At 66.9% G+C, this 22,987-nt stretch carries 25 protein-coding genes and 1 pseudogene; 13 read left to right on the top strand and 13 right to left on the bottom strand.

The annotated features are described in order from the left end of the window. Positions 1–430: 430 nt before the first annotated feature. Positions 431–1,162, bottom strand: a complete 732-nt coding sequence (locus B9C43_RS53955) for a TetR/AcrR family transcriptional regulator (RefSeq protein WP_084434932.1) — start codon at positions 1,160–1,162, stop codon at positions 431–433. A 93-nt stretch (positions 1,163–1,255) separates the two neighbouring features. On the opposite strand from B9C43_RS53955, the gene B9C43_RS53960 reads away from it, so the two are divergent. From B9C43_RS53960 to B9C43_RS53970, 3 genes are all read left to right on the top strand, one after another. Next, the gene (locus B9C43_RS53960) at positions 1,256–2,302 is read left to right on the top strand and encodes an amidohydrolase family protein (RefSeq protein WP_084434933.1); all 1,047 of its coding nucleotides are present in this window, start codon (positions 1,256–1,258) and stop codon (positions 2,300–2,302) included. 90 nt (positions 2,303–2,392) lie between these two features. Further along, positions 2,393–2,680: a hypothetical protein gene (locus tag B9C43_RS53965; RefSeq protein ID WP_143447267.1), complete on the top strand. Its 288-nt coding sequence runs from the start codon at positions 2,393–2,395 to the stop codon at positions 2,678–2,680. Between the two features lie 233 nt (positions 2,681–2,913). Continuing rightward, complete coding sequence (locus B9C43_RS53970; RefSeq protein ID WP_268811647.1) at positions 2,914–3,615, top strand: EAL domain-containing protein; 702 nt, start codon at positions 2,914–2,916, stop codon at positions 3,613–3,615. A gap of 9 nt (positions 3,616–3,624) precedes the next feature. Here B9C43_RS53970 and B9C43_RS53975 read toward each other — a convergent pair whose 3' ends face one another. Then, complete coding sequence (locus B9C43_RS53975; RefSeq protein WP_327225568.1) at positions 3,625–4,542, bottom strand: helix-turn-helix transcriptional regulator; 918 nt, start codon at positions 4,540–4,542, stop codon at positions 3,625–3,627. Positions 4,543–4,889: 347 nt separating this feature from the next. Here B9C43_RS53975 and B9C43_RS53980 point away from each other — a divergent pair, with 347 nt between their 5' ends. Continuing rightward, entirely contained in the window at positions 4,890–5,720 is an 831-nt protein-coding gene (locus B9C43_RS53980; RefSeq protein WP_084434934.1) for a helix-turn-helix transcriptional regulator, read from the top strand. 28 nt (positions 5,721–5,748) lie between these two features. Here the strand turns inward: B9C43_RS53980 and B9C43_RS53985 are convergent, their stop codons facing one another. Then, positions 5,749–6,246 carry a nuclear transport factor 2 family protein gene (locus B9C43_RS53985; protein ID WP_084434935.1) on the bottom strand — a complete coding sequence of 166 codons (498 nt, stop codon included), beginning with the start codon at positions 6,244–6,246 and terminating at the stop codon, positions 5,749–5,751. Between the two features lie 264 nt (positions 6,247–6,510). Here B9C43_RS53985 and B9C43_RS60400 point away from each other — a divergent pair, with 264 nt between their 5' ends. After that, positions 6,511–6,942, top strand: coding sequence for an Atu4866 domain-containing protein (locus tag B9C43_RS60400; RefSeq protein WP_407657198.1), 432 nt, complete (start codon positions 6,511–6,513; stop codon positions 6,940–6,942). 156 nt (positions 6,943–7,098) lie between these two features. Next, positions 7,099–7,431, top strand: a complete 333-nt coding sequence (locus B9C43_RS60405) for a transposase (RefSeq protein WP_160097419.1) — start codon at positions 7,099–7,101, stop codon at positions 7,429–7,431. Positions 7,432–7,752: 321 nt separating this feature from the next. On the opposite strand, the gene B9C43_RS54000 is transcribed toward B9C43_RS60405, so the two are convergent. Together B9C43_RS54000 and B9C43_RS54005 are read right to left on the bottom strand one after the other, a co-directional pair. Next, the gene (locus B9C43_RS54000) at positions 7,753–8,067 is read right to left on the bottom strand and encodes a hypothetical protein (protein ID WP_200826149.1); all 315 of its coding nucleotides are present in this window, start codon (positions 8,065–8,067) and stop codon (positions 7,753–7,755) included. Continuing rightward, positions 8,064–8,948 carry a hypothetical protein gene (locus B9C43_RS54005; protein WP_235039398.1) on the bottom strand — a complete coding sequence of 295 codons (885 nt, stop codon included), beginning with the start codon at positions 8,946–8,948 and terminating at the stop codon, positions 8,064–8,066. The genes B9C43_RS54000 and B9C43_RS54005 overlap by 4 nt, the downstream gene beginning before the upstream one ends. A gap of 822 nt (positions 8,949–9,770) precedes the next feature. On the opposite strand from B9C43_RS54005, the gene B9C43_RS54010 reads away from it, so the two are divergent. Next, on the top strand, positions 9,771–10,010 hold the full coding sequence (locus B9C43_RS54010) for an ATP dependent DNA ligase (RefSeq protein WP_235039399.1): 240 nt from the start codon (positions 9,771–9,773) through the stop codon (positions 10,008–10,010). Positions 10,011–10,173: 163 nt separating this feature from the next. Here the strand turns inward: B9C43_RS54010 and B9C43_RS59870 are convergent, their stop codons facing one another. The 3 genes from B9C43_RS59870 to B9C43_RS54020 all read right to left on the bottom strand — a co-directional run bounded on the left by B9C43_RS59870 (position 10,174) and on the right by B9C43_RS54020 (position 12,257). Further along, the gene (locus tag B9C43_RS59870; protein ID WP_268811646.1) at positions 10,174–10,299 is read right to left on the bottom strand and encodes a hypothetical protein; all 126 of its coding nucleotides are present in this window, start codon (positions 10,297–10,299) and stop codon (positions 10,174–10,176) included. 102 nt (positions 10,300–10,401) lie between these two features. After that, entirely contained in the window at positions 10,402–11,595 is a 1,194-nt protein-coding gene (locus tag B9C43_RS54015) for a sensor histidine kinase (protein WP_084434938.1), read from the bottom strand. Then, positions 11,589–12,257: a response regulator transcription factor gene (locus tag B9C43_RS54020; RefSeq protein WP_084434939.1), complete on the bottom strand. Its 669-nt coding sequence runs from the start codon at positions 12,255–12,257 to the stop codon at positions 11,589–11,591. The genes B9C43_RS54015 and B9C43_RS54020 overlap by 7 nt, the downstream gene beginning before the upstream one ends. Positions 12,258–12,657: 400 nt before the next feature. Between B9C43_RS54020 and B9C43_RS54025 the strand changes: the two genes are divergently transcribed. The 4 genes from B9C43_RS54025 (at position 12,658) to B9C43_RS54040 (ending at position 15,462) form a co-directional block, all read left to right on the top strand. Further along, the gene (locus B9C43_RS54025) at positions 12,658–13,005 is read left to right on the top strand and encodes an alpha/beta hydrolase (RefSeq protein WP_160097421.1); all 348 of its coding nucleotides are present in this window, start codon (positions 12,658–12,660) and stop codon (positions 13,003–13,005) included. A gap of 34 nt (positions 13,006–13,039) precedes the next feature. Beyond that, the gene (locus tag B9C43_RS54030) at positions 13,040–13,861 is read left to right on the top strand and encodes an AfsR/SARP family transcriptional regulator (protein WP_160097423.1); all 822 of its coding nucleotides are present in this window, start codon (positions 13,040–13,042) and stop codon (positions 13,859–13,861) included. Between the two features lie 232 nt (positions 13,862–14,093). After that, positions 14,094–14,888 carry a S1 family peptidase gene (locus B9C43_RS54035; RefSeq protein WP_084434942.1) on the top strand — a complete coding sequence of 265 codons (795 nt, stop codon included), beginning with the start codon at positions 14,094–14,096 and terminating at the stop codon, positions 14,886–14,888. A gap of 220 nt (positions 14,889–15,108) precedes the next feature. Beyond that, a complete protein-coding gene (locus B9C43_RS54040; RefSeq protein ID WP_268811648.1) occupies positions 15,109–15,462 on the top strand; it encodes a helix-turn-helix domain-containing protein in 354 nt (117 codons plus the stop codon). Between the two features lie 130 nt (positions 15,463–15,592). Here the strand turns inward: B9C43_RS54040 and B9C43_RS54045 are convergent, their stop codons facing one another. Next, positions 15,593–16,039, bottom strand: a complete 447-nt coding sequence (locus tag B9C43_RS54045; protein ID WP_084434944.1) for a MerR family transcriptional regulator — start codon at positions 16,037–16,039, stop codon at positions 15,593–15,595. 54 nt (positions 16,040–16,093) lie between these two features. Between B9C43_RS54045 and B9C43_RS54050 the strand changes: the two genes are divergently transcribed. After that, the gene (locus tag B9C43_RS54050) at positions 16,094–17,242 is read left to right on the top strand and encodes a serine hydrolase domain-containing protein (RefSeq protein WP_084434945.1); all 1,149 of its coding nucleotides are present in this window, start codon (positions 16,094–16,096) and stop codon (positions 17,240–17,242) included. Positions 17,243–17,785: 543 nt separating this feature from the next. Here B9C43_RS54050 and B9C43_RS54055 read toward each other — a convergent pair. The 4 genes and pseudogenes from B9C43_RS54055 to B9C43_RS54070 form a co-directional block, all read right to left on the bottom strand. Further along, entirely contained in the window at positions 17,786–19,138 is a 1,353-nt protein-coding gene (locus B9C43_RS54055) for an IS110 family RNA-guided transposase (protein WP_160097425.1), read from the bottom strand. Positions 19,139–19,425: 287 nt separating this feature from the next. Continuing rightward, entirely contained in the window at positions 19,426–20,205 is a 780-nt protein-coding gene (locus B9C43_RS54060) for a hypothetical protein (protein WP_084434947.1), read from the bottom strand. Next, positions 20,202–20,692, bottom strand: a pseudogene (locus B9C43_RS54065) (SigE family RNA polymerase sigma factor). Before B9C43_RS54065 ends, B9C43_RS54060 begins: the two are co-directional and overlap by 4 nt. Positions 20,693–21,268: 576 nt before the next feature. Further along, positions 21,269–21,859, bottom strand: a complete 591-nt coding sequence (locus tag B9C43_RS54070; protein WP_084434948.1) for a TetR family transcriptional regulator — start codon at positions 21,857–21,859, stop codon at positions 21,269–21,271. Between the two features lie 125 nt (positions 21,860–21,984). Here B9C43_RS54070 and B9C43_RS54075 point away from each other — a divergent pair, with 125 nt between their 5' ends. Next, positions 21,985–22,953, top strand: a complete 969-nt coding sequence (locus tag B9C43_RS54075; protein ID WP_084434949.1) for an SDR family oxidoreductase — start codon at positions 21,985–21,987, stop codon at positions 22,951–22,953. Positions 22,954–22,987: the final 34 nt, after the last annotated feature.

Raw genomic sequence — 22,987 nt, forward strand, 5'->3', positions numbered from 1 at the left:
CAGCATCTGGGCGTAGCCGGTCTTGTCGGTGCCGTACGTGCCGGTCGCCAGGACGTGTGCGCGTTGGTCGATCACCTCGATCGTGGCTGATCGTTTGTGGGGGTCCATGCCGATGATCACCGTCACCGGGTTCCTCCTTGGCTGAGGTATGAGGTGTCAGCAAGGAGGGCACCGCTACTTCGAGCTGGGCAAACCCCTTTTGAGCCTCTCCTCACGCGGTGCCCGGCGAGACCGCAAGCCATGAGAGAGCCACGCCAACCAACCGGCGGGCAGCCGCAATGAGAGAGCGACTCGCCAGGCACCTGGACCGAGTCTGGCCAGACATCGGTCCTACGCCAAGTCTCTAAGTAGCCGAATAGCGTGCGTCTTGGTCCTGTGGTCTTTGCGCCGGACTTCCCGGCCCGGAAATGCATGGGCCGTGGAGGTCGGGTCAGCGGTCCTCGTGGTGGTCGGCGGTCAGGCGGTCGAGCCATTCGCCCAGCAGGTGTTGCTCCGCGCTGCTGAGCGTTGTCTGTTCGGGCAGAAGGGCACGCAGCGCTCGAGCGGCAGAGGCGGGGCTTGCGTCGTGTACGGCGGGTTCGTCGAGGGTGACGGCGGTGATCATCGCTTCGCGTAGGGCGGTCAGGAGGGCGGGGTCGCGTTGATCGCCGGGGAGCGACAGCCAGGTGAGCACGGCTCCGCGGGCGGTCGCGTGGATGAGGGAGGCCGCGAGGTCCTCGCTGACGCGCAGCCGGCCACTGGTGGCGAGGCGGTGGATGCGTTCGAGCAGGATCTCCATGCCGGCTCGGAAGGCGGCTGAGTCCGTGCCGCGCCTGGGTTCGCCGTACATGAGCGTGTACAGCTCGGGATTGGCGAGCCCGAACTCGACGGCGAGGTCCCAGCCCGCGCGCAGGTCCTCGACGGGATCCTCCGGACGGGCGTCGGCGTGTTTGGCCGCGAGGAAGGTGGCGTAGCCGTGCTCGGCCACCGCGTCGAGCAGACCATCCTTGTCGCCGAACAGGCGGTAGATCGCCGGGGCCTGTACCCCGGCGGCGGCCGCGACCGCCCGGGTGGTGACCGCCTCGCGTCCCTCGCGCGCGAGCAGGTCCGCCGCCATCTCGACGAGCCGCTGCCGGGACACCTCGCGTGCCGCGACCTGTGCGTCCTCCGACCCATCAGCCATGTATCAATGATATCGGAAAGTTGCTTCCACTGATGTTTCCAATGATACGGTGTGTTGAGTATCGTTGGAAACACCAGTTGAGGAGCTGCTGACATGTCTGACAAGCTGCGTATCGTCGGCCTTGAGGAACACGTGGTCCTTCCCGTTCTGCTCGACGCGTGGGCGGCGGCGGGAGTGCGGCCGCACGGCTACGACGACGACCACCCGGTCACGCGACGGCTGCGCGATGTCGGCGATGGACGCTTGGCCGACATGGACGAGCAGGGCATCGACGTCGCCGTGCTGTCCCTGGCCACTCCTGGGGTGCAGAACCTCCCGCCGGCCGACGCCGTGCGCGTCGCGCGCGAGGCCAACGACGCGCTCGCTGAGGTCGTCGACGCCAGTCCCTCGCGGTTCCAGGCGTTCGCCGCCATCCCGACGTCCTCGCCGGAAGCCGCCGTCGACGAGTTGGAGCGCGCGGTCACCGGACTCGGCTTCCGCGGTGCGATGCTGTATGGCCGCACCGGCGACAAACTCGCCGACGCGCCGGAGTTTGACGACCTCTACGGAGCCGCCGAACGGCTTTGCGTCCCCCTGCACTTCCACCCCCAGGCGCCGGTGCGGGCGGTCCAGGAGGCGTATTACTCGGGACTGCCCAACGGGGTGGGGGCGGCATTGGCGACCGCCGGTCTGGGCTGGTACTACGACCTGGGTGTGCAGTACCTGCGGATGATCTTCTCCGGGGTGTTCGACCGCCACCCAGAACTGCAGGTGATCGCCGGGCACTGGGGCGAGGTCGTCCTGTTCTACCTCGACCACGTCGGCGTCCTGCGGGACATGGCCGGGTTGCAGCGGCCGTTGGCCGACTACTTCCGCCAGAACTTCTGGGTGGCCGGCAGCGGTACGGTCAGCGAGCGCTACCTGCGCTGGACCGCCGAGGTCGTCGGGACCGACCGCATGCTCTACTCGACCGACTACCCGTACACCTTCGGCACCCGGCCCGGCGGCTTCCCTTACCTGGACACCAGCGGCGGCGTCGCCAGGTCGTTCCTCGAGAACGCGCCCTTCACCGAGGAGGAAAAGGCCGCCATCGGATCCGGCAACTGGGAACGGCTGACCGGCCACCTCACCGCCGACCGCCGGCCCCGTCAACCAGTATGACCTGTGTAAGGGGTGTCACCGGCAACATCCCCGCGCCTTGGAACGCAAGATGGTCCGAGGTCTGACTGGCCCCGTGTCAGGAGCGGTGCGATGACCCGCCCGTATCGGTGGTGGAAGCGGACCGGGATCGCGGCGGCGGTGGCTTGTGGGCTGTGTTGTGCGGCGCCGCTGATCGCCCTGTTCGGCGGGATCGGGGTGGTGGGGTCGCTGGGCGCGGTGTTCGACGTGTTCGAACTCGCATCTATCGTGCTGGCGGTTGTCGCGTTCGCCGGTGCCGGGCTGGTGTGGCTGCGGCGGCGCCGGCGGCGGGCCTGCCGGGTGCCAGAGCGGGTGGTGGAGCTGGGTATGCCCAAACCGACCCGGCGGACACCATCGTGACCCGGCTAGGGGCGTGTATCGAAGTCGGTGAGGTGTCGATTTCGTGGTGTGTCGCTGATCGATAGACAGCGAGGTCTCCGGTAGGCGGCTCAAGCGGACGGTGTGGGGGAGCCCGTGCTCGCACATGCGGCTCGGTGGCGAGCTGCGCCGGGCCCTGGAGAATGACGAGTTCCACGTGGTCTACCAGCCGATCATGGGACTGGACGACGACCGTCTGATCGGCATGGAGGGCTCTGCTCTGGTGGCATCACCCGGCCCGCGGCGTGGTCGGTCCGGCCGAGTTTCATCCCGGCCGCCGAACGAACGGCCTGATCGTGCCGCTGGGCCGGTTCGTGCTGCGCGAGACGTGCCGCCAGTCGGCGGCGTGGCTGGCCGAGTTCGGCCCGGACGCGCTGGAGGAGGCCGGGCTGAACGTGTCCACCCGGCAGCTGCACGACCCCGACTTCGTGTCGGACGTGGCCAGCGTGCTCGCCGACAGCGGCTTGCCCTGCGAGCTGCTGGTGCTGGAGGTGACCGAGTCGGCGGTGCTCCGTGGCCACAGGTCTCCCGGACGCTGCACGAGCTCGACGGAATGGGGCATCCGGCTCGCCCTGGACGACTTCGGCACCGGCGAATCGACGCTGAGCCTACTGCGTGCCTTCCCCGCCGCGATCATCAAGCTGGACAAGTCCTTCGTGGACGGCATCGAGGTCGACGACGGCCGTCCCGCTGCGGCGGAGGCCCGGCAGGCGGTGGCCCGTGCGGTGATCCAGCTCGCCCGCGCGCTCGGCCTCGACACCGTCGCCGAGGGCATCGAGAGCGCGGCGCAGGTGGCCGTGCTCCGCGAGCTCGGCTACACCGTCAGCCAGGGCTTCTTCTTGGCCGAGCCGACGACCGCCGACGGCGTGTCCCGTCTGCTGGTGGCCCAGCGGTCCACCGCCGCCACCCGCGCCTGAGGCACGGACTCAGGGAGACTCCGCGCGGCGGGTGGGCTCTGCCGCCCGGGATCGCGTCGCTGCCCAGCTGGCGAGGAGCTTGAGTCGGTCTTCGGACGCGGCGCCGGGTTCGGCGGTGTAGATGATCAGATTGTGCACGGCTCGGCCGGACAGGGGTAGGTCGAGGGACTGGAAGGTCAGTTCCAGGTGGCCGACATCGGGATGCTGGAGTCGTTTGCTGCCGTCGTGGCGGATCAGGACGTCGTGCGCGGCCCACAGGCCGCGGAACTCGGGGCTGAGGGTGGACAGCTCGCCGATGAGTTCACGCAGTGCCCAGTCGTGGGGTTCGCGCCCGGCCTCGGCGCGAAGCAGGGCGGCAGTGGCACTGCCGGCGGCGTCCCAGTCGACGAAGAAGTCAGGTGCACTGGGGTCGAGGAAGATGTAGCGGGCGATGTTGGGGCGGCCGCGCCGGTCGACGGTGGCGCTGCCGAACATCGGCGCGTACACGGCTCGGGCCAGGGGGTTGCTGGCGACGACGTCCGTGCGGCCGTTGCGGACGAACGCCGATGACATAGTCATGGAGTCGAGCAGCCACTGAACCCGGGGCGGGACCTCGACGTCCCTGCGGCGCGACGGCGTGCGGCTCCCCGGCCGCAATGACCGGGCCATGTCGAACAGGTAGGTGCGTTCGTCGTCATCCAGCCGCAAGGCGCGAGCGACCGCGTCGAGGACGTCCTCGGACACGCCGCCGATGTGACCCTTCTCCAACCGCGTGTACCACTCCGTGCTCACGCCGGCGAGGACGGCGACCTCCTCGCGCCGCAGCCCGGCGACCCGGCGACGCGCGCCCGTCGGCAGTCCGGCCTGTGCCGGGGTGATCTTGGCGCGCCGGGCTGGCGAGGAAGTCCCGGATTTCACTGCGTTGTCCGGCCTGCTGGTCCATGCCATTGACAGTAGCCGCCGGTCACGGCACGAGGGGGTTGAAGTTACACCCCCTATGAACGCGACCTTCTCCGGTGGTGGCGGTCGCGGTCTCCTGGGCATCGAACGTTCCGACACAAGTCAACAGACCGAGGAACAAGCGATGGAGGCAGGGGACATGACGAGCAAGACCATCGGTGGCCGCCCACCTCAAGGAGCGCTGCGCCTCGAGGTGGGCGGCCCTGTTCTCACGCCACCGGTGCCCCGCGCCCCGTCCGCCGTGCTCGTGAAGCAGGCTGTGTTCAGGCAGGGCGTTGTCTTCCTGGTAGTACCGCACCCAGCCAGGAGAACCGTCTCGTACCTACGATGCCGGTATGGCTCAGTCCGAACTAGGCGCCTATCTCCGTGCCCGGCGAGCACAGGTCACTCCTGCCGACGTGAACATACCCACCAGCGGACACCGGCGGATCCCGGGCTTGCGGCGCGAGGAAGTGGCCATGCTGGCCGGGGTCAGCGTGGACTACTACATCCGGCTCGAACAGGGCCGTGAGCGATCCCCCTCGGCACAGGTGGTCGATGCCCTGGCCGCGGCTCTGCGTCTCGACGAGGACGGCCGCCGGCACCTGTACCGCATGGCGGCACTCAGCCCGCGACCCCGGGTCGCCTCGGTCAGCCGACGCGTCGACCCGAGCCTGCTCCAACTGATGGCCGCATGGCCGGACAACCCGGCCATCGTCTACAACCGGGCCTACGACGTGCTGGCGTCCAACGCGATCGCGAACGCGCTCTTCCACGCCTGGTCGCACTCGCACAACCTGATGCACGTCGTGTTCACCGACCCGGCCGCGCGTGATTTCTACCAGGACTGGCACGACATCGCGCGGAACTCCGTGGCCGGATTCCGGCTCGGCTACGGCCATGCGCCCGACGACCCCCGGGTACAGCAGGTGCTGACAGAGCTGCTCGCGCAAAGCCGCGAGTTCGCTCAGCTATGGGCCAACCACGACGCTCGTGGCAAGGCCTTGGAGACCAAGCGCTTCAACCACAGCGACGTCGGACCGTTGACCCTGACGATGCAGACCTTCGACGTCCGATCGAGCCGAGGGCAAGAACTCGTCGTCTACCACGCCGAGCCGGGATCGAAGAGCAGTGAGGCGCTCAAGCTGCTCGGCTCCCTGGCCGCCAGCGCATGCCAGGAGACCTGATCAGCCGACGGCGTCGGGCGGGAAGGATTCACGACGTGCGCGGGACCCGGGCGATGAGCTCGTTCACGGCCACGGTGTCGAGGAAGGCGAACACCCTGACCACCTGTGATTCGCGGAACCTCATGATCCAGCAGTAGTTGTTGTGGTACCCCACGCCGTCGAGTGCGACCGCGTCCCCGTCGAACATCGCGATGACGGTGTCCCGGTCCGCCCACAGCTCCAGCGGCGTCATGTGCAGAGAGGTCCTCAGCCGGCTCAGCACCGGCGCGGCGCCCTCGGTCAGGAACTGCCTCTTCCCGTGGTAGGTCCTGCCGTTGACGATCGTCCACACCACGTCGTCGGCGAGGATCTCGTAGAAACTACCCCCGCTGTTCTGACGCGCGAACGCATGACGCACCCTCGCCTTGTTCCTCTGCTCGTCCGACCACTTCGCCTGATCGCCGTCGGCCAGAGCGCCGGGTGCAAGCGCCAGGCCACCTGCGAGTGACGCGGCGGTGATGAAACCTCGCCTGCTGTGTCGATTCACCTTCGGTTCCCTTCATCAACCTCGGAGTCCTCCGCCGCCGTTACCCGCAGGGCATGGCATGGTCACACTCGTTGCCGACCGGCACGAAGTGCACGTAATCCGTCGCGGCCAGCGTGAATCAACGATGTCCGGACACAGGGAGACTTGGGAGGCCGTGCTACACCTGGGACCGGCACAACCCCCATGAAGGCCACTGAGTGGGTGCGCGACTCCCGGGAACGACGCGGCCTCCCGCTCGTCGCAGCCTCGGGCGATCATCGATCCATGCGCCGAAACACCACTTCAGGGATCATCGCGCCACTCGTGGGCGTGACCATGACGGTGGCCTGCCAGCAGGCACCCGGCGAACGACAGACCTCCACCGCTCCGGCGACGTCGAGCCCGTCATCCGCTCACGGCGAGGCCGGACGGTCAAGTGAACTCCACCCCTATGTCGGAATGTGGGTCACCGCCGACAACCACATCCGGCAGGAGCTCCTCCCGAACGGTCGATACGACGAAGGGCGGGGCGAGCGCAAGAGCGCTTATACGGGCCGCTATTGGGTGACCGGGAACCACATCGACTACGCGGACGACACGGGTTTCACCGCCGACGGAGAGTTCCAGGGAGATGTCCTCCATCACGGTGGGTACGTTTTTTATCGCGAGGGCAGCCCGGCACACCGCCAGGCGAGTGGTGCGCCCACCGCTGAATAGAGGCACACCTGAACCGGTCTCTCGCGGCGACTTCGCTCAATCAAAGCAGGTCAGCCGCGGGACCGACGAGCTTCCGGGCCTTGACCCCGGATGTAGGACACCAGACACACGTGGACCCTGATGGTCCGGGTGGATGGGAGTCCCGCAGAGATAGTGATGAAGCACTACCCGCCGGAATTTCGGGCTGAGGCGGTCGCGCTGTACCGGTCCCGGCCCGGCGCGACGATCAGGTTGGTGGTCGACGACCTCGGGATCAACCACGAGACGCTGCGCAACTGGATCCGGCTCGACGACGCACGGCGCTCCGAATCACCCGACGCGACCGCAGCGGCTCCGGTGGTCGCGTCGGCCCGGCCTCGCCGGAGAGCGAGAACGCCGCGCTGCGCAGGCGGGTCCGCGAACGGGAGGAAGAGCGCGACATCCTGCGCAAGACGACCAAGTATTTTGCCGGGGAGACGCGCTGGTGAGGTGCCGAAACGAAATTACTGATGGTTCGGCTTCGTTATGATCATCTGGCAGGCGCGCCTCGGAAGCTTCCGAACATCGGCAATGGCGGATGTTGTCACGACAACCGTCACACCCGGCGCTGCCCGGGGAGATGAGGTTCGAACAAGACCACGCAAGACGTCGGCGACCGGGCACGTTCACCCGTATACGACTGGCGAAACACCTCAGTACGCCGACACTTGGCAGGGCCTATCAGAGTGAGTTCTCCGGCCGAGGAAGGGCCACCACTCGCGCGGTCTCACGAGCCCGGCCGCTGAGCGCGGCGTTCTCCGTTGCGAGGGTGTTGATCACTGTCGCATAGAGCTACAGACGCTCCTCCAGTTCGGTGCAGTGCGCGAGTAGCTTGGCGTGCTTGGCTTTGAGCTTCTCGTAGTCGGTGAGGTCCCTGCTGAACACGGCTGGAGCACCTCCTGCGGCCTTGACTCGGGCTTGGAACAGTTCCTTGAGGTCGAGGTGCTGGTGGGTGAGGTGCCAGCGCTTGACGTCGGCTTCGATGGCCAGTTGGGAGATGCTCAGCCGTCCGGTGGACCGCAGCGGAGTACCGGCGAGCAGGCGGTCGATGGCGGCCAGGATCGCGTTCCGGACCGGGTCGTTGCCGGCTGGCGGGGTTGAAGTCACGGGTTGACGTCGTTCTTGGTCTGCTCGTGGTCGTCGAGGATGGCGCGCAGGCGGCGCAGTTCGTGCTGGTCGCGTTCGTGGCGGATCATCGGCGCCAGCGGGTCGGCGACGATCTCGGCGAGTGCGTCGTGGTGCTGCTGGATCTGGAGGACGTCGCGGTCGGTCCGCGCGATATTCAGGCACTTCGGCCGGCAGTCGTCGGTATCGGGGGTGACCAGTGGGTCGTCGACGGTGCCACGGAGCTGACAGGCCGCGTGGACGGGGTTGAACACGCATGTCATGCCCTCGCCGTGGTGGAGTTGCAGCAGCGGGTTGCCGATTAGGTCGCGGGCCTGTCTGGTGCTGGTCAGGACGTGGCCGGCGAACTGACGGGTGGCCCCTGCAACGCGGTGGCGATACGCGTTGGCCGCAGGCCCGCTGACATGCTCACCGGCATCGAGCGCCTGCTGATCCTCGGCGAGGTTCTCAAGCCGGAACAACCAATCCTCGAAGGCGTACTCGTCCGGGAATCCCGAATCGTAGGAGCCGGCGTAGCCCTGAATCAGTCGGGTGTGGACATGGCCATACTGGATCGAGGCGGCGACCAGGCCGCGCGGTCGGCGGCGGATGAACCAGGCCAGGGTGCGCCGAAACCGGGACGCGACAAGGGAACCACGCTCGTCGGGAGGGATGTCATCGGTGCGGCCCTGTCGGCGACATTCGGTGTTGACCCACTCGACGAATTTGGCCAGGTCGCGCGCGATCGCCTCGTCCGTGCGGGCCTTTCCCGTGCGCTTGGTGTTCTGCTGGCGCCGGTAGGGCTCGATCCAGGGAGGGGAACAGCAGCGGGTGCGGGTGCAGTCTTTCCAGCAGGCCGATGGCCCGAGCCACGATCTCAGCAACAACCCACGGATCGCGGCGCAACTGCCCGGCCGGGAGCTTGTTGCCGTCCGCGTCCACTGCGTTCTTGAAACAGAGGCCCCGTACCAGCCAAAGATCGTTGTTCGCGTCGTAGTCGACGCAGCCGCGTCGCCAGTTCAGCACCTCGCCCAGGCGGGCGCCTGACAGGTAGGCACAGACGATGAAACAGGCCGTGCTGAGCAGACGGGCTAGCTTGGGTGCCTCGTTGAAGGCGATGGGATGCTCGCGCCAGGGCTTGCCGTCGAGCAGTGCGGTGATCGGGGTGTCGAGGTAGGCATCGTCAGCGATGGGGATCCCGGATTCGATCGCCATCTGGCCGCTGGGGGTCCGTCGGACGCTGTCCGAGCAGCCAAGAATTCTGCCGACGTGACGCCACAAGATCACACGGCTGCCGTCGTCTTGGACTTGGCCGGGAAGTGATCCACCAGACTCGCGCAGGCGGGTCAAGTAGGCGACCATGCGTGTGTGGATCTGGCCTCGTGGCGGCGTGGCGGCGCGGCTGGTTCGGCGTCGCTCGTAGGGGTCGTGCTCGCGCAGGTCTAGGTGTTCGGTGTGGGCGGTCAGGATGTCTTCGGCGAAGTCTTCGATGAACCGGATTGACCACGACAGCAACTGCTGCATGGTGCGTGGGCCGGGGCTTGTTCCAGACAGGCGACCCCAGCGCAGTGCAGTCAGCAGCGATCCACCGGCTGAGGAGATCAACGATTCGCTACCGGCAATGACACGCAGCCATGGCCGCCACTGGCTAAACTTCAGGTTTCTCCCACCAGGACAGGAAAGATCTGCAGGAGCGCCTGCAGCAGTTGGAACGCCCGGACCCACCTTCGCCGCCACCCCGCCCCGGTGAGGACGTGTCCCGTGCCGGGTGGCTCGACCCGGTCCTCGTCGGCGAGGTCCAATACCGCCAGTTCACTGGAGGCGAACGCCGACTCCGCCACACCAGCTGGCGGGGCCTGCGGCAGGATCGCCACGTGTCCGAGGTTCATCGCGCGCCCCGCGCCACTCCAACACACTCCACATCCCGCCCGTCAGGACCTTTGTGACGGCTCTTGCTTGTGTACAGGCGGTCAGTGACGGAGTGGTCCCCAGTCATGATCAGTCGGGTGTGGACAGTGGCAGTCCACACCCGACCGTCGAGGAGCTCCGTGAGCCGAGCGTGGCTGTCGAGTCGCGAGCTGGGCCATCCCCTGAGATACATCGAGCTGATCAAGCAAGGCCTTCCGCGAACCGGTCAAGCAGGTCCAGTCGAAGCACTTCGAAACTGCAACGGTTGGTGCGGACGGCGCCCGCGTCGCGAGAATTGGAGTTGTTCGGGATCTTCACCAGCTGCACAACACCATCGACGGTGCGACGACTACCACCAGGCCCAGGCCGTCGGCGTAATGAACAACTGGGTCTACCTCAACAGCGATCCGAAGGTCGGAGCCGCTGAGTTCACTGCCGCGCTGTTGACGTGCTGTGGGGCCGTGAGGAAACTATGCCGGGCAGCCGCTCGATCGAAGTGTCCAAGGTGGATGCTGCGGTCGGGATCCGTACCTCGACGATGAGTCCGCCGCCGTGGCGTGGCCGTGCGTCGGCGGTGCCACCGCAGGCATGGGCGACAGTACGCACGATGGACAGCCCGAGCCCGGCTCCGCCGCTCCGCCCGGTTCTCGTCGCAGCCCGGTAGAACGGCTCGAACAGGCGGTCCGCTTCGTCGTCGGTGATCTGGGGGCCGGTGTTGCTGATCGTCAGGTGTCCTTGTGTGTCAAGCTCAACGTGCACCTCGCCGCCGGGAACGTTGTACCGCAGGGCGTTGTCGACGAGGTTGCGCACCAGTTGGGCGACCAGCACGGGATCGCCGAGCACCGTGCACCCCGTGGGCACGCCAATCTGTAGGCGTGGACCGTCGGCGCGCCGCGCGGCGGTCAGTTCACCGATGACCTCGGTGACAACCTCGGCGAGGTCCACGGGGTCCTCCCGGAGCGCACCCTGCTCCCCTCGGGCAAGAGCGAGCAGACCGTTGATCAACCTGATGCATTGGTCGTTGTTGCGAAGCAACTCCTCGCGTACCCGGTCGACCCGGTCCGGGTCCTTTGTGGCGAGTCCGATCTGCAGTGTCGTGCGGGCCACGGTGAGTGGGGTGCGCAGCTCGTGCGACGCGTTGGCGATGAACCGTGCCTGTGCGTTGAACGCGTTCTCCAGCCGGGCGAGTAGGGCGTCGAAGGTGTCGGCGAGTTCCCTGATCTCGTCGCCGGGTCCCGCAAGTGCGAGCCGCTCGTGCAGGTTCGCGGTGGAGATTCGGCGTGCCTGGGACGTCATCCGGTGGACGCGCTTCAGCACCCGTCCGGTGACCCACCAAGCGAGTAATCCGGCGAGCACGGTCATCACGGCGAGCGTGATGATCCACTGCGTAATCAGGCTCCCCAACGCCTCGTTCCGTTGGATGGCGACACTATGCGAAGTCTCCTGCGCCGGTTCCCTGCCGGTGGGCAGTGCTGGGCCGGCGGCTTCGTCGAAAGGGCCGATATTCATGATGACGACTCGGTTCTGGAGGTAGACCATCACGACCACCACGGAGGCGACGACCCCGAACATCGCGGTGTGCAGGAGGGTGAGTCGCCACCGCAGCGTGAGTCGGCTCAGCAACGCCGGCCGCCCATCCGGTAGCCGACACCGGGCAGGGTGTCGATGACAGCGGGCTCGCCGAGCTTGGCGCGCAACCGGCACATCGTCACACGCACGGCGTTGGTGAAGGGGTCGGCGTGCTCGTCCCACACCACCCGCAACAGCTCCTCGGCGCTGACGATCGCCCCGTCCGCGGCCATGAGGACGGACAGCAATCCGAACTCCTTGTTGGACAATGCAATGGGCCGGTCGTTGCGGGAGACCCTGCGGTGGGACGAGTCGAGCGTGATGCCATGCCGGTGCAGTACCGGTGGCACGGCGGGATTTGACCTGCGGCCGAGCGCGTCGAGCCTGGCGACGAGCTCGTCGAAGTCGAACGGTTTGCCGAGGTAGTCGTCGGCGCCCATGCGTAGGCCGGCGACCCGGTCACCGACGTCGGCCAGCGCGGTGAGCATCAGCACCTTCGTACCCCAGCCGTGCTCGACGAGGTGCCGGCAGATCTCGTCGCCGGGTATGCCGGGGAGGTCCCGGTCCAGCACCACGGCGTCGTAGCTGCCGGTGCTGAGCTTGTCCAGCGCGCTGGTGCCGTCGTTGGCGACGTCGACGGACATCGACTGGCCCCGCAGGCCCTCCGCGATGTATCCGGCGAGGGTCTCCTCGTCCTCCGCGACCAGTACACGCACTGCCAGCTCCGTTCCCGAGGGGCTCCTGGTCCGCAGGGTAACGCCGGCGGTGTTTCGTCGGCATTTCGTCCGGGGCGGTCTGCGGCGGTGAAACGCCGCTGAAACACCGCTGTCCCTACCGTCGCCGCGCAGGTGTTTTCCGAACCAGGAGGAGCGAATGGTGAGCAGCGCGAGGCGTGGACGGTGCAGGGCTCTCGCGGGGGCGCACTCGTTGGCGGGGTGGCGGCCGGACTGGTGGCCGTGGTGACCCCAACGGGCGCCACCGAGAACGGACTGGAGGAGTCCTACGGGCAACAGGTCGACTGGCACCAGTGTCCGGAGCCGCCACCGCCGAACCCCTCGGAGGAGATCGACGACGGCATCATCATCGATCCTTGGGAGGGCCAGTGGGACAGATGCCGTGATCCAGGGCGATGGCGACCCGGTAACCCAGTACGACGGCGGACCCGCGATGGCCGCGGAACTCGGCAGCCAGCTGATCTCCGTGCGCGACAGCGGCCCGCACGACCACTACGGCAGCAACCAGTGCGTCACCGACAAGATCGACAACTACCTGATGAACGGCGTGCTCCCACCGTCGCGGTCGGAATGCGCAGCCGAACCACGTCCGCCCGTCCCAACCGACACCGCGAAATCCAACCGCGGCGACACACCGAAGAGGACCAACAATGCCCGCGTCCTGGCGCTACCGAACATCGCTCCATCTGGAGAGAACGGACTTCGAAACGCTGGCCTCGATCGTCCATGATCTCGATAGCACCGGTGATCAGAACGGAGGTGTCATGCGGTTTGCGGTGCTCGGTCCGCTTGAGGTGGTGGACGACGGCGTCGCTGTGCCCATTCGCAACGCACGGCTGCGCGCGGCACTCGGCATGCTTCTGCTCAACGCCAACCATGTGGTCACGACGGAGTGGTTGGTGGCCAACTGGTGGAACGACGGCCCACCACCGACCGCGCGCAAGATGGTCCACAAAACCATGGCAGACGTACGAACGATGTTGCTGCGCGCCAGTCACGACTCGTCCGAGACTCCGGCGGTCGTCGCCACGGAGTACGGCTACGTGTTGCGTGTGACGCCCGAACTGATCGACCTGCCCCACTTCCTGGCGCTGGCCCGCCGCGCCCGCACAGCGCTGGCGACCGGAACGACGAGCCAGACAGTGGGTGCGCTGAGGAAAGCGCTGGCCATGTCCCGTGGCCCGGTCCTGGCAGACCTGGTGGACATGGGCGTGTCGTGGCCCGAACTGCGAGCCGCGGACCAGCAACGCTTGGCAACACTGGAAATCCTGTTCGACGCGGCACTGTCCCGCGGCAGGCACCGCGACGTCGTCAGCGACTTGGCGACACTGGTCGAACGGGACACCCCAACCGAACGATTGATCGGCCAGTGCATGGTGGCGCTGTACCGCTCGGGGCGCCAAGTGGACGCACTGAACATCTACCGCGAGATGCGCGCCGCCACCATCACGCGGCACAACCGCGAACTGGGCCGCGGATTGGAGCAACTGCACCAAGCCATCCTCAACCAGGAGAACTCGTTGGAGTGGTCGCACGGCCAGCCGGCGATTCCCGGCGGTCTGTACCTCACCGGCGCTTCCGTCTGATTACTCAGGGATACCGGCCCCAGTCCACACCGCCGAATTGGACCGGTCCATCACGGCGTGTCATCCGTTCTGCAGAACGGCAGATTTCCTGACCACGGGCCGATCCGGCCGTGGTTCCCCGCACCACGGTGGGGAACTTCTTTCGACGTCGATCAACTCTCTTGGAGGAATCATGTTTCAGCCAGTCAGAGCATCCATCCAGCGCGTCACCTCGCAGGCATCGGAGTAGCCCATGAAGATCATATTCAAGCGCCGGGCATGGCTGTCGGCATGTGTCGGTACGGCACTGGTAGTGGCGGGGACCGCGCCCGCGTCGGCTATCAGCGGGGGCGAGGAAGCCGCCGAGGTGTATTCGTTCATGGCGTCGCTGCAAGAGAACGGTGAACACTTCTGCGGCGGCACGCTCATCGATCCACAGTGGATTCTCACCGCGAAGCACTGCCTGGTGGACCGCGACGGAAACCGCAAGGATCCCAAGAAGATTCGGGTGCGGCTGGGCAGCAACAACCGCACCGAGGGCGGCGAGATCCGCCATGGTGCATGGATCGAGGCCTTCCCTGGAAGTGGCGACGACGACGGGCAGGACCTGGCGTTGCTCAAGCTCGACGCCCCTACCGAGGCCACGCCGGCGGCGCTGCCCGAGACCAAGCTGGAGCCCGGCGCCGCGGTACGGACGATCGGCTGGGGCCGCCACGAGCTTCCCGAGAATCCCGACGACCCCTGGCCGCCACTCCCGATCATGTTGCGCCAGCTCGACACCGAGATCACCGTTCCCGAGCACTGCCTTGGCGTCAGCGGTGAGCCGATGGCGCGGTACGAGCTGTGCATGGCTGCCCTGCCGCCGCCGGCGGGCAGCAAGTGGCCGCAGACCGCGCGCGCCGGTGACTCCGGTGGCCCGCTGCTGACTCACGGCGACGGGACCTGGACGGTGCACGGGGCGGTCTCTCGCGGCACGCGCGAGCAGAACACCATCTTCGGCTCCGTTTACGACGCACGGTTTTGGATCACGGGCATCATCTGCAGCTGACCACACTTCGGATCGCCGTCTGTACCGGGCGGGTGGATTGACATGCCGGCGCCCCGAGTGTGGTCCCTGTCGCCGGGCCTGCAGCTGGCGCCCAACGCCACCCGCAGCCACGACGAGTGGGACTGCTGGACGTCGTGGTTGACGTCGGCGTACAACCGGCTGGTGTTCCGCGACGCGCTCGACGGCACGAGCTCACCAGCGCATCGCTGGGCCAGCGCACCTGGCGGCGGAATGGCAACGACTTCACCGATTCCGCGCAGTCATGGGCTTCGCCACCATCGACACGGCCGCCGAACACCTCGGCATCGACCAATCCACCCTTGTCCGGCAACTACAACGGATCAAAGCAGACATCGGCACCACCATCTATCACCGCGCCACTCTTACTCAAGACTTGCGGCCCACTAAGCGCGGCGCAGCACTGTTACGGGCACTGGACCATCCCGACGCGCAACAGCACCTCACAACAGCAGCGCCCCGAGGAACCGCCGCCGGTGGTCAAGTACCACGGAAAGGAGGAACACCAGAGGTGGTCAGCTACCACGGAAGCCGCAGGAAAAAGACGCCCAAGTGATCACTCTTCAGCGGAAAGGACACGGGTGTAGTTTCCGCGCGCACTTGACCACTTCCACGCCCGGATGACCACAACATGACCACCTGATCAGGTATTGCGGAGAGCAGAGCACGCATCAGTCCGTCAGCGTTCACCGCATTGGTGAGCGTCGTGTGGCGGCAGTCGGGCCTTTTCGCGTTGACGGTGTCGTCGATGGTGGCGCGGCGGCCGGTGGGGCGCAGGGTTTTCCCGCGGTCACGGACTTGGTGGAGGTGACGATGATGGTGTCGAGCCTGTCTCGGGTCGCCGTCAGGTCGTCGATCCGACTATTGATGCGGTCCCGTTCGGTGGTCAGTCGGTTAAGTAGCTCCGGCGTCACCTCCCCGGTCACGACGCACGGCAGGATGCCCAAGATGGTTCTGCTCGACAGACCCGCCGCGTAGAGCTGCTGTATCAGCTCGACGCGACCGACCGCGCTGTTCGAGTACAGCCGCTGCCCGCTCGGGCTACGCACCGAACCCAGCAGTTTCTGCTCTTCGTAGTACCGCAGCGCCCGGACGCTCACACCCGTCCTTGCGGCCAGCTCACCGATCCGCATGTCCCTGCCCCGCTCTTGCCCCTGACGTCAACGTCAGGTTTTAGCGTAGCGACCATGACCGACATATGGGGCACGCACGACGCCCAATTCGACACCGTCCGCGCCGCGCTCGAACAGAACGTGGCCTCCGGCGAGGAACTGGGCGCGTCCCTGGTTCTCGACATCGACGGTGACATCGTCATCGACCTCTGGGGCGGCTTTCGCGACCCGACCCGCACCATCGCGTGGGACGAACACACCATCACCAACGTGTGGTCGACCACGAAGACCGTCACCAGCCTGGCAGCGCTCACGCTCGTCGACCGCGGCGAACTCGACGTCCACGCACCGGTCGCGAAGTACTGGCCCGAGTTCGCCGCGGGCGGCAAACAGGACGTCGAGGTCCGCCACCTGCTGTCACACACCTCCGGGGTCTCCGGTCTCGACCAGCCCGCCGTGGTCGAGGACCTCTACGACTGGGACAAGTCCACCGCCAGGATGGCCGCGCAGGCCCCATGGTGGACACCGGGAACAGCCTCGGGCTACCACGCCACGAACTTCGGTCACCTGATCGGCGAGGTCATCCGCCGCGTGAGCGGCAAGACCCTGAAACGGTTCGTCGCCGAGGAGATCGCCGGCCCGCTGGGTGCCGACTTCCAGATCGGTGCCGCCGAGAAGGACTGGGGCCGGATCGCGAACGTGATCCCGCCACCCCCAGCGCCATTCGACCTCGACGCCCTGGGCGCGGACAACCCGATCGTCAAAACCCTGACCGGACCCGCCGTGGACGCCAACGACGCCAACACACCGCACTGGCGCCGAGCGGACATCGGTGCGGTGAACGGGCATGGCAACGCCCGCTCCGTCGCGCGTGTGCTGTCCGTGATCGCCCGCGGCGGTGAGATCGACGGCATCCGCCTGCTCAGCCCGGCCACGATCGAACTCATCTTCGACGAACAGGCCAACGGCATGGACCTCGGTCTTGGCATCCCCCTGCGCTGGGGTATCGGCTACGCGCTACCCCGCCAGGACACCGTGGCGTGGATACCCGATGGAAAGATCTGCTTTTGGGGCGGCTGGGGCGGATCGATGATCATCATGGACCTCGACCGGCGCATGACGGTCTCCTACATGATGAACAAGATGGCCCCCGGCATCATCGGCTCCGAGCGAAGCGGCACCTACGTCAAGGCCATCTACAACGCACTCCGGCACAACGCCTAGCGTGCCGGCATGACAGCCCTTGACGGGCGACTACTCGACTTGTCCGGGCAGGGCTGCTCTCGGTGGCCCGCCACAGAACGGCGAAACATCCGGACACATGGCTGAGCGATACTCTGACGCCAAGCAACGAGTGATCATGTTGTGCGGACACCCGTCGCGACCCGGTGGTCAAGTTGCACGGAAAGACCAAACCGGGACGGCGGACCTGATCATCTCTGCCCGGAACCTACAGCGACCGTAGCTTCCGCGCACACTTGGCCGCTTCCGCGTGCAGGTGACGGCCGATAAGCAATTGATCGGGTGTTTCCGACAGTTCCTGGCCCCAACGTGCTGTCCTGCGCGTAAGGCGTTTTGTGTCAAGCGTTTGGTCGGTGCCTCGTCCGTCGTCAGTCCCGGCATAGCGGTAATGGGGTTGGGCCCAGCAGCGTGTAATCGGGTTGGTGTGACGACGGGCGGGGCTGCCCATGATGACAGGCGAGGTCACCGTTGGTTCCTCAATGCCGAGTGGGGCTCGCCCCGACCGCCTGCTTACGCCCGCCTTGATTAGGCGGCGACGGTGGCTGTTGTGGTTGTTCGGGTTCCGTGGGTGGCGATGTCGGGATTCCATCGCTGGCCGGTGGTGATGACGGCGTGCAGGTGGCGCAGGATGGCCGCTGCGATTGCGGCTTGGGCTTGGGTAGGGGTGAGCTTGTTGTCCTGCCGGCTGGTCAAATGCTGGTAGCGAGCGGCGTAGACGGGATTGTTGCGTTGGGCTCCCCAGACCGCGCGCCAGGCGGCCAGGCGCAGGCTGGGGCGGCCTTGACCGGTGAGTTTGGTGCGCCCGGTGAACGTGCCGGAGAGCTTCTCGCGTGGCGCCAGGCCGGCGTGTTTGACCACAGCTCGGGCGGTGGCGAACCGGGTTAAGTCGCCGGTCTCGGCCAGGATCGCTGCGGCGCCGATCGCGGAGAGGCCGGTGATGGAGGTGACCAGTTCGGTCAGCTGCAGTTCGTCGAGGATGTTGATCATTCGGGCTTCGGTGTCGGCCAGTTGGTGTTCTGTGTGCTGCCAGTCCCGCAGGAGGAACTGGACTCGCTCCAGGGCGCCGCGGCGGTGGGCGAGTACCCCGGTCTGGTCGGTCAGCGCCGTGAACAGGTGCCGCACGATCCTCAGTGATGGCTTCTGTCCGCCGCGGCGGGTGATTTCCCGGCGGACGGCCTGCTCAAAGTGGGCCAGCCCACGCCGGCGAGTTTGCTGCAGATCGCCACTGTCGCGTTCGCAGATCACGCTCAGCGCGGTGATCCAGGTGCGGGATCGGAACGGTTGCCGGGCGGTGTCCAGCGCTGCCGGCCAGACGCACTCGAGCAGGGCGCGGATCTGTTGCACCTGGCTGACTCGCTCGACGATCAGCTGTTCGCGGCGGGCACCCAGATACCGTAGCCGGCCCCAGGTCTCGTCGACCGGTTCGGGGATATAGCAGCGAAGTTGCGCAGTCAGCCGGGCGATCAGCACAGCGTCTTTCTCGTCGGTCTTGTCGAAGGTCAGATCCTCAGTGCGCCGTGACCACGAGGTCACCATCGGCTGGACACACACGAACGGCATGCCACGGTCGGCGGCGAGCTGGCCGAGCACCCGCCATCGGTGCCCGGTCGGTTCACAGGCCACCGTCACCCCGGTGAAGCCCTTCGCGACGGCTTGTTGCGCAGCCCAGTCCAGCGCGGTGCCGAGACTCCACGCTCGGCAACGGAAGGTCTTGCGTGCCAACACTTTCGAGTCGTGATCGGTCACGACCACCATCTGTTTGGTGTCGGCCAGGTCGATCCCGACGATCGCGTTCGTGCTCGGCACCAGCGCCCGCAACCGCGCAAGGCGGGCGTTGCGGTTGCGATCACCCCGGGAAACCCCACTACCCTGCCCCACGAACGTCCTCCTCCTGCGATGGGACACCAAGCCCGACAAGCGCATCAGGAGGACGTTCCCCCGCCCGGCACCGACACGCAGAACGTCTTTCTATGCCGCTGGTGGATCATGCGAATTGATCACGTATCCGGCGCCCGTGACAACCACGTCCAAATCGCCCTGCTCGTCCACGACGCCGACCTCGACCTGCAAGCATGAGCCGGGCATGTCTGACCATGCTTTATCGCCTCATGGCCGAGAAATGACTGATGGCCGGCCACCTCGGTGGCTGGCCATCACGAACCTCGTCACCACTTGTCGGAGGTGACGATCGCCTTCAGCTGGTCGAGGGTCAGCGGCGGCTGCGGCGAGTAGATCCGACCGCCCGGCGAGTTGATCTCAGCGCCCCGGGGGTCCTCCTGGTTGCTGACGTGCATGAGGACCATCGTCCCGTCGGGTCGCTTGAGGCACGCTAGATACGACACCGCGCCGCGAGCCGGCTGCGCGGTCCCGGTCGCCAGCCGGGAGCCGTCGGGCAGCGTGCTGACATCACAGTTCTTCGTGCGGGAAAGGACGCACCACTCGCCGGGCTCGGAATCGCTGGGGTAGATCATCAGGCTGAAGCCCCCGGTGACGCCTGCGGAGGTCAGCGTCCCGCCGACAAGCGCGCTGGCGTCCGGGTCCTCCAGCTGTGTCACGCCCGATCCTGTCCCCGGTTGCTGGGACGGGGAAGCCCCTGGCACGGTGGTTTTTGTGGTCACCTCGAACGTCGCGGTGTCGCCGAGCACCACCCTGAACCGGGCGATCAGGTCATCCGGCGAGGTGGGGACCAGGCTGCGCGCCGTGGTCGTGGATGGTGCGGTCGACGACGAGGTGGTCGGCGGGCTGGCGGCGTGCGTGCCGGAGTTGCCCGGCACCAGCCACACCGTGCCCGCGACCAGGCCCGCCACCGCGACGACGGTGGCCGCGATGGGTACCAGCCGCACGGCCCGCCGCGGCCGCACGACCGGGGCCGTACCCGCGGCTGCGGCGTCGGCGCGCCGCTCCAACTCGGCGAAGGCATCGTGGAGGGTGCGCAGGTCGCTCATGAGGTCTCCTGAAAGTTGGGGGTGCTGGCGGTGAGGTCGATGCGCAGAGCGTTGAGCGCCCGATGGATCTGGCTGCGTACGGTCGTTTCCCGGCACCCCAGCTGTGTGGCGATCTCCCTGTCGGACAGGCCCGCGTAGTAGCGCAGGACCACGGCCGCGCGCTGCTTCCTGGGCAGGCCGGCGAGGCGGCGGATCATCGCGTCCCGCTCGGCCCGCTCGTCCGCGCCGTCGGAGATCACCATCGGCTCGACCTCGGCGCGCGGGGACGTGCGGGTCAGCCTTCTGCGCCAGGACAGGTACTCGTTGACGACCATCCGCCGCACGTAGGCGTTCGGCTCGGCCATCCCCGAGATGCGTTCCCAGCGCTCGAACGCCCGGCCCAACACGTCGCTCACCAGGTCTTCGGCCAGCCACGCCGGCAGGTCAGGACCGTGGCGAACCGAATCAGCGCGGGACGCTGCCTTGCCACGTACTCAGCGAACTCCATCGGCAACTCCCGATCGTCAACTCGACCTCGATTCCGCACCCCTAATGAGGAAGTGACCCCTTTCGTTGCATCCGGTCTCTTAACGGCTGCTGAACGCCCCACCTCATACCGGCAGGAATGCGTACCTGATCCGCATGGATCCGACCGCCATAGCCACGGGAGTTACGTGCGACCATTCGCTCCGACACGGCCGGAGCGGATTGCCCAACGTGTGGAGCATGGTCGTGAGGGCGCATGGGCGGTACTCGTGGTCGTTGACCGACCTTCCGTCAATTGGTCGGCGCACGGTGCTTGTCGTGCGGTTCGGCGTTTCGTGTGCGCGAACGCTGGGGTGTCCGAAGCGGACGTTCGTGGAACAGATTCCTGGTGTGACACGGTGGTATGGCCGGTGGTCGGGGCGGCTGCGCTCGATTCTGGAGAAGATCGGTCTGGCGTTGGCCGGGCGCGCGAGTGCCAGGATATGCGGGGTTCTCGGGGTCCGGGCAAGCCGCAGCACGTTGCAGACTTCGGCGGCCTTGAGGGTGCATTCGTGACGCGGTCCAGTTGCGACGTTCGGGTGACCGTCGGTGGACGGTATCAGCTCTCAGCCTGTGTCTGTCCCGATAGGATGGTCGTGGAGAGGGCGCGCAGATCGTCGAAGGCCCGCAGCAGATGAGCGTCCAAACTCTGTGTGGGGTCGTCGATCCAGGCTTGGACCGCGTGCTGATAGGTGGCCCAGCCGGTCCGGGCAGCCAGGCTGGCCAACCCGTCACCGGCGCCGCGGAGCCGCAATGCCTTCGCCACGGCGTCGGTGAGCCACGCATGCTTGGCCAACTCACGTTCGCGCAGCGCAGGGGTCACCGCGATGATTTTCCACCGTGGTTCGGAGAACGGGCGGTTGTTCTCCAGATTCCGCGCGGATTTCCGGAAGGCGTACAGCAGTATCTCGAACGGCTCCAGCCCCTCGGGCGCTTCGGCCACTGCTCGCATCAGCGCGGCGCGGAGGTCGGCTTCGCCGTCGAAGAGCACCTCGCGTTTGTCCGGGAAGTGCCGGAAGAACGTGCGCTCGTTGACACCGGCCCGGGCGGCTATCTCCGCCGCCGTGGTCTGGTCGAACCCCCGCTCCTGATACAGCTCCAAGGCCGCCTGTTGAAGGCGGCGGCGGGCTTCTGCTCCGCTGCGTGGCACCCCTCAGAGACTACTCGCGATGTGTCAGTGACTGGCATCACCTTGTGTCAGTCACTGGCATTACGCGTAGAGTCAGTCACTGGCACTAAGTAGTGTCAGTCACTGACGTCAAGTAGGAGTGTTCCGTGCACGTCTTTGTCACCGGTGGTTCCGGCCAGACCGGCCCCACCGTCGTCGCCGAACTCGTCGCGGCCGGCCACACCGTCACCGGCCTGGCTCGTTCGGACACCGCCGCCGCTCGGCTTGACTCGCTGGGCGCCACGCCCCACCGCGGCAGCCTGGACGACCTGGATAGCCTGCGCCGCGGCGCGGAAACCGCCGACGGCGTCCTGCACATGGCCTTCGGCGGCGACTTTTCCGATCCGGACGACCTCATCCGCCGCGACCGCACCGCGATCAAGGCCCTCGGGCAGACGCTGGCCGGGTCCGGCAAGCCGTTCGTCAGCACGTCGGGCACGTTGGTGACGCGGTCCGGCCGGGTCAGCACCGAGCAGGACGCGCCGGATCCCGATTCGGTCGCCGCCTTGCGCATCGCCGGCGAACAGGCATGTCTGAGTTTCGCCGATCGGGGTGTCCGCGCCAGTGTCGTGCGACTCGCACCGACCGTGCACGGCCCGGGCGACTACGGGTTCATTCCGGCTCTCATCGCGGCCGCGCGCAGAGCGGGCGTCTCGGCCTACATCGGTGACGGCACCAATCGCTGGCCGGCTATCCACCGCGCCGACGCCGCCGTTGTCTTCCGGTTGGCTTTGGAGAAGGCGCATGCCGGCAGCGTGCTGCACGGCGCCGGGGAAAGTGCCGTCACGATCAAGAGCATCGCGGAGCAGATCGGGCGGATGCTCGACCTGCCCACCACCTCGCTGACCCTCGAGCAGGCCGCCGAGCATCTCGGAAACCCGTTCCTGGCCCGATTCTTCTCCCTCGACGTGCCTGTCTCCAGCCAGCACACCCAGGCACTGCTGGGCTGGGCACCAAAGCACGCAACGCTGCTGGAGGACCTCGAGAGCGGCGACTACTTCACTCCGCAGGCCAGCATCCGCGCCGAGAAGATCTGGTTACCGCACCACGGTCCACACGAGCACAGCCATAGCTGACGCGCACACCCGAAGACACCAACCCGGAAAGAAG

Source organism: Kibdelosporangium aridum, assembly GCF_900176515.1.
GTDB classification, from domain to species: domain Bacteria; phylum Actinomycetota; class Actinomycetes; order Mycobacteriales; family Pseudonocardiaceae; genus Kibdelosporangium; species Kibdelosporangium aridum.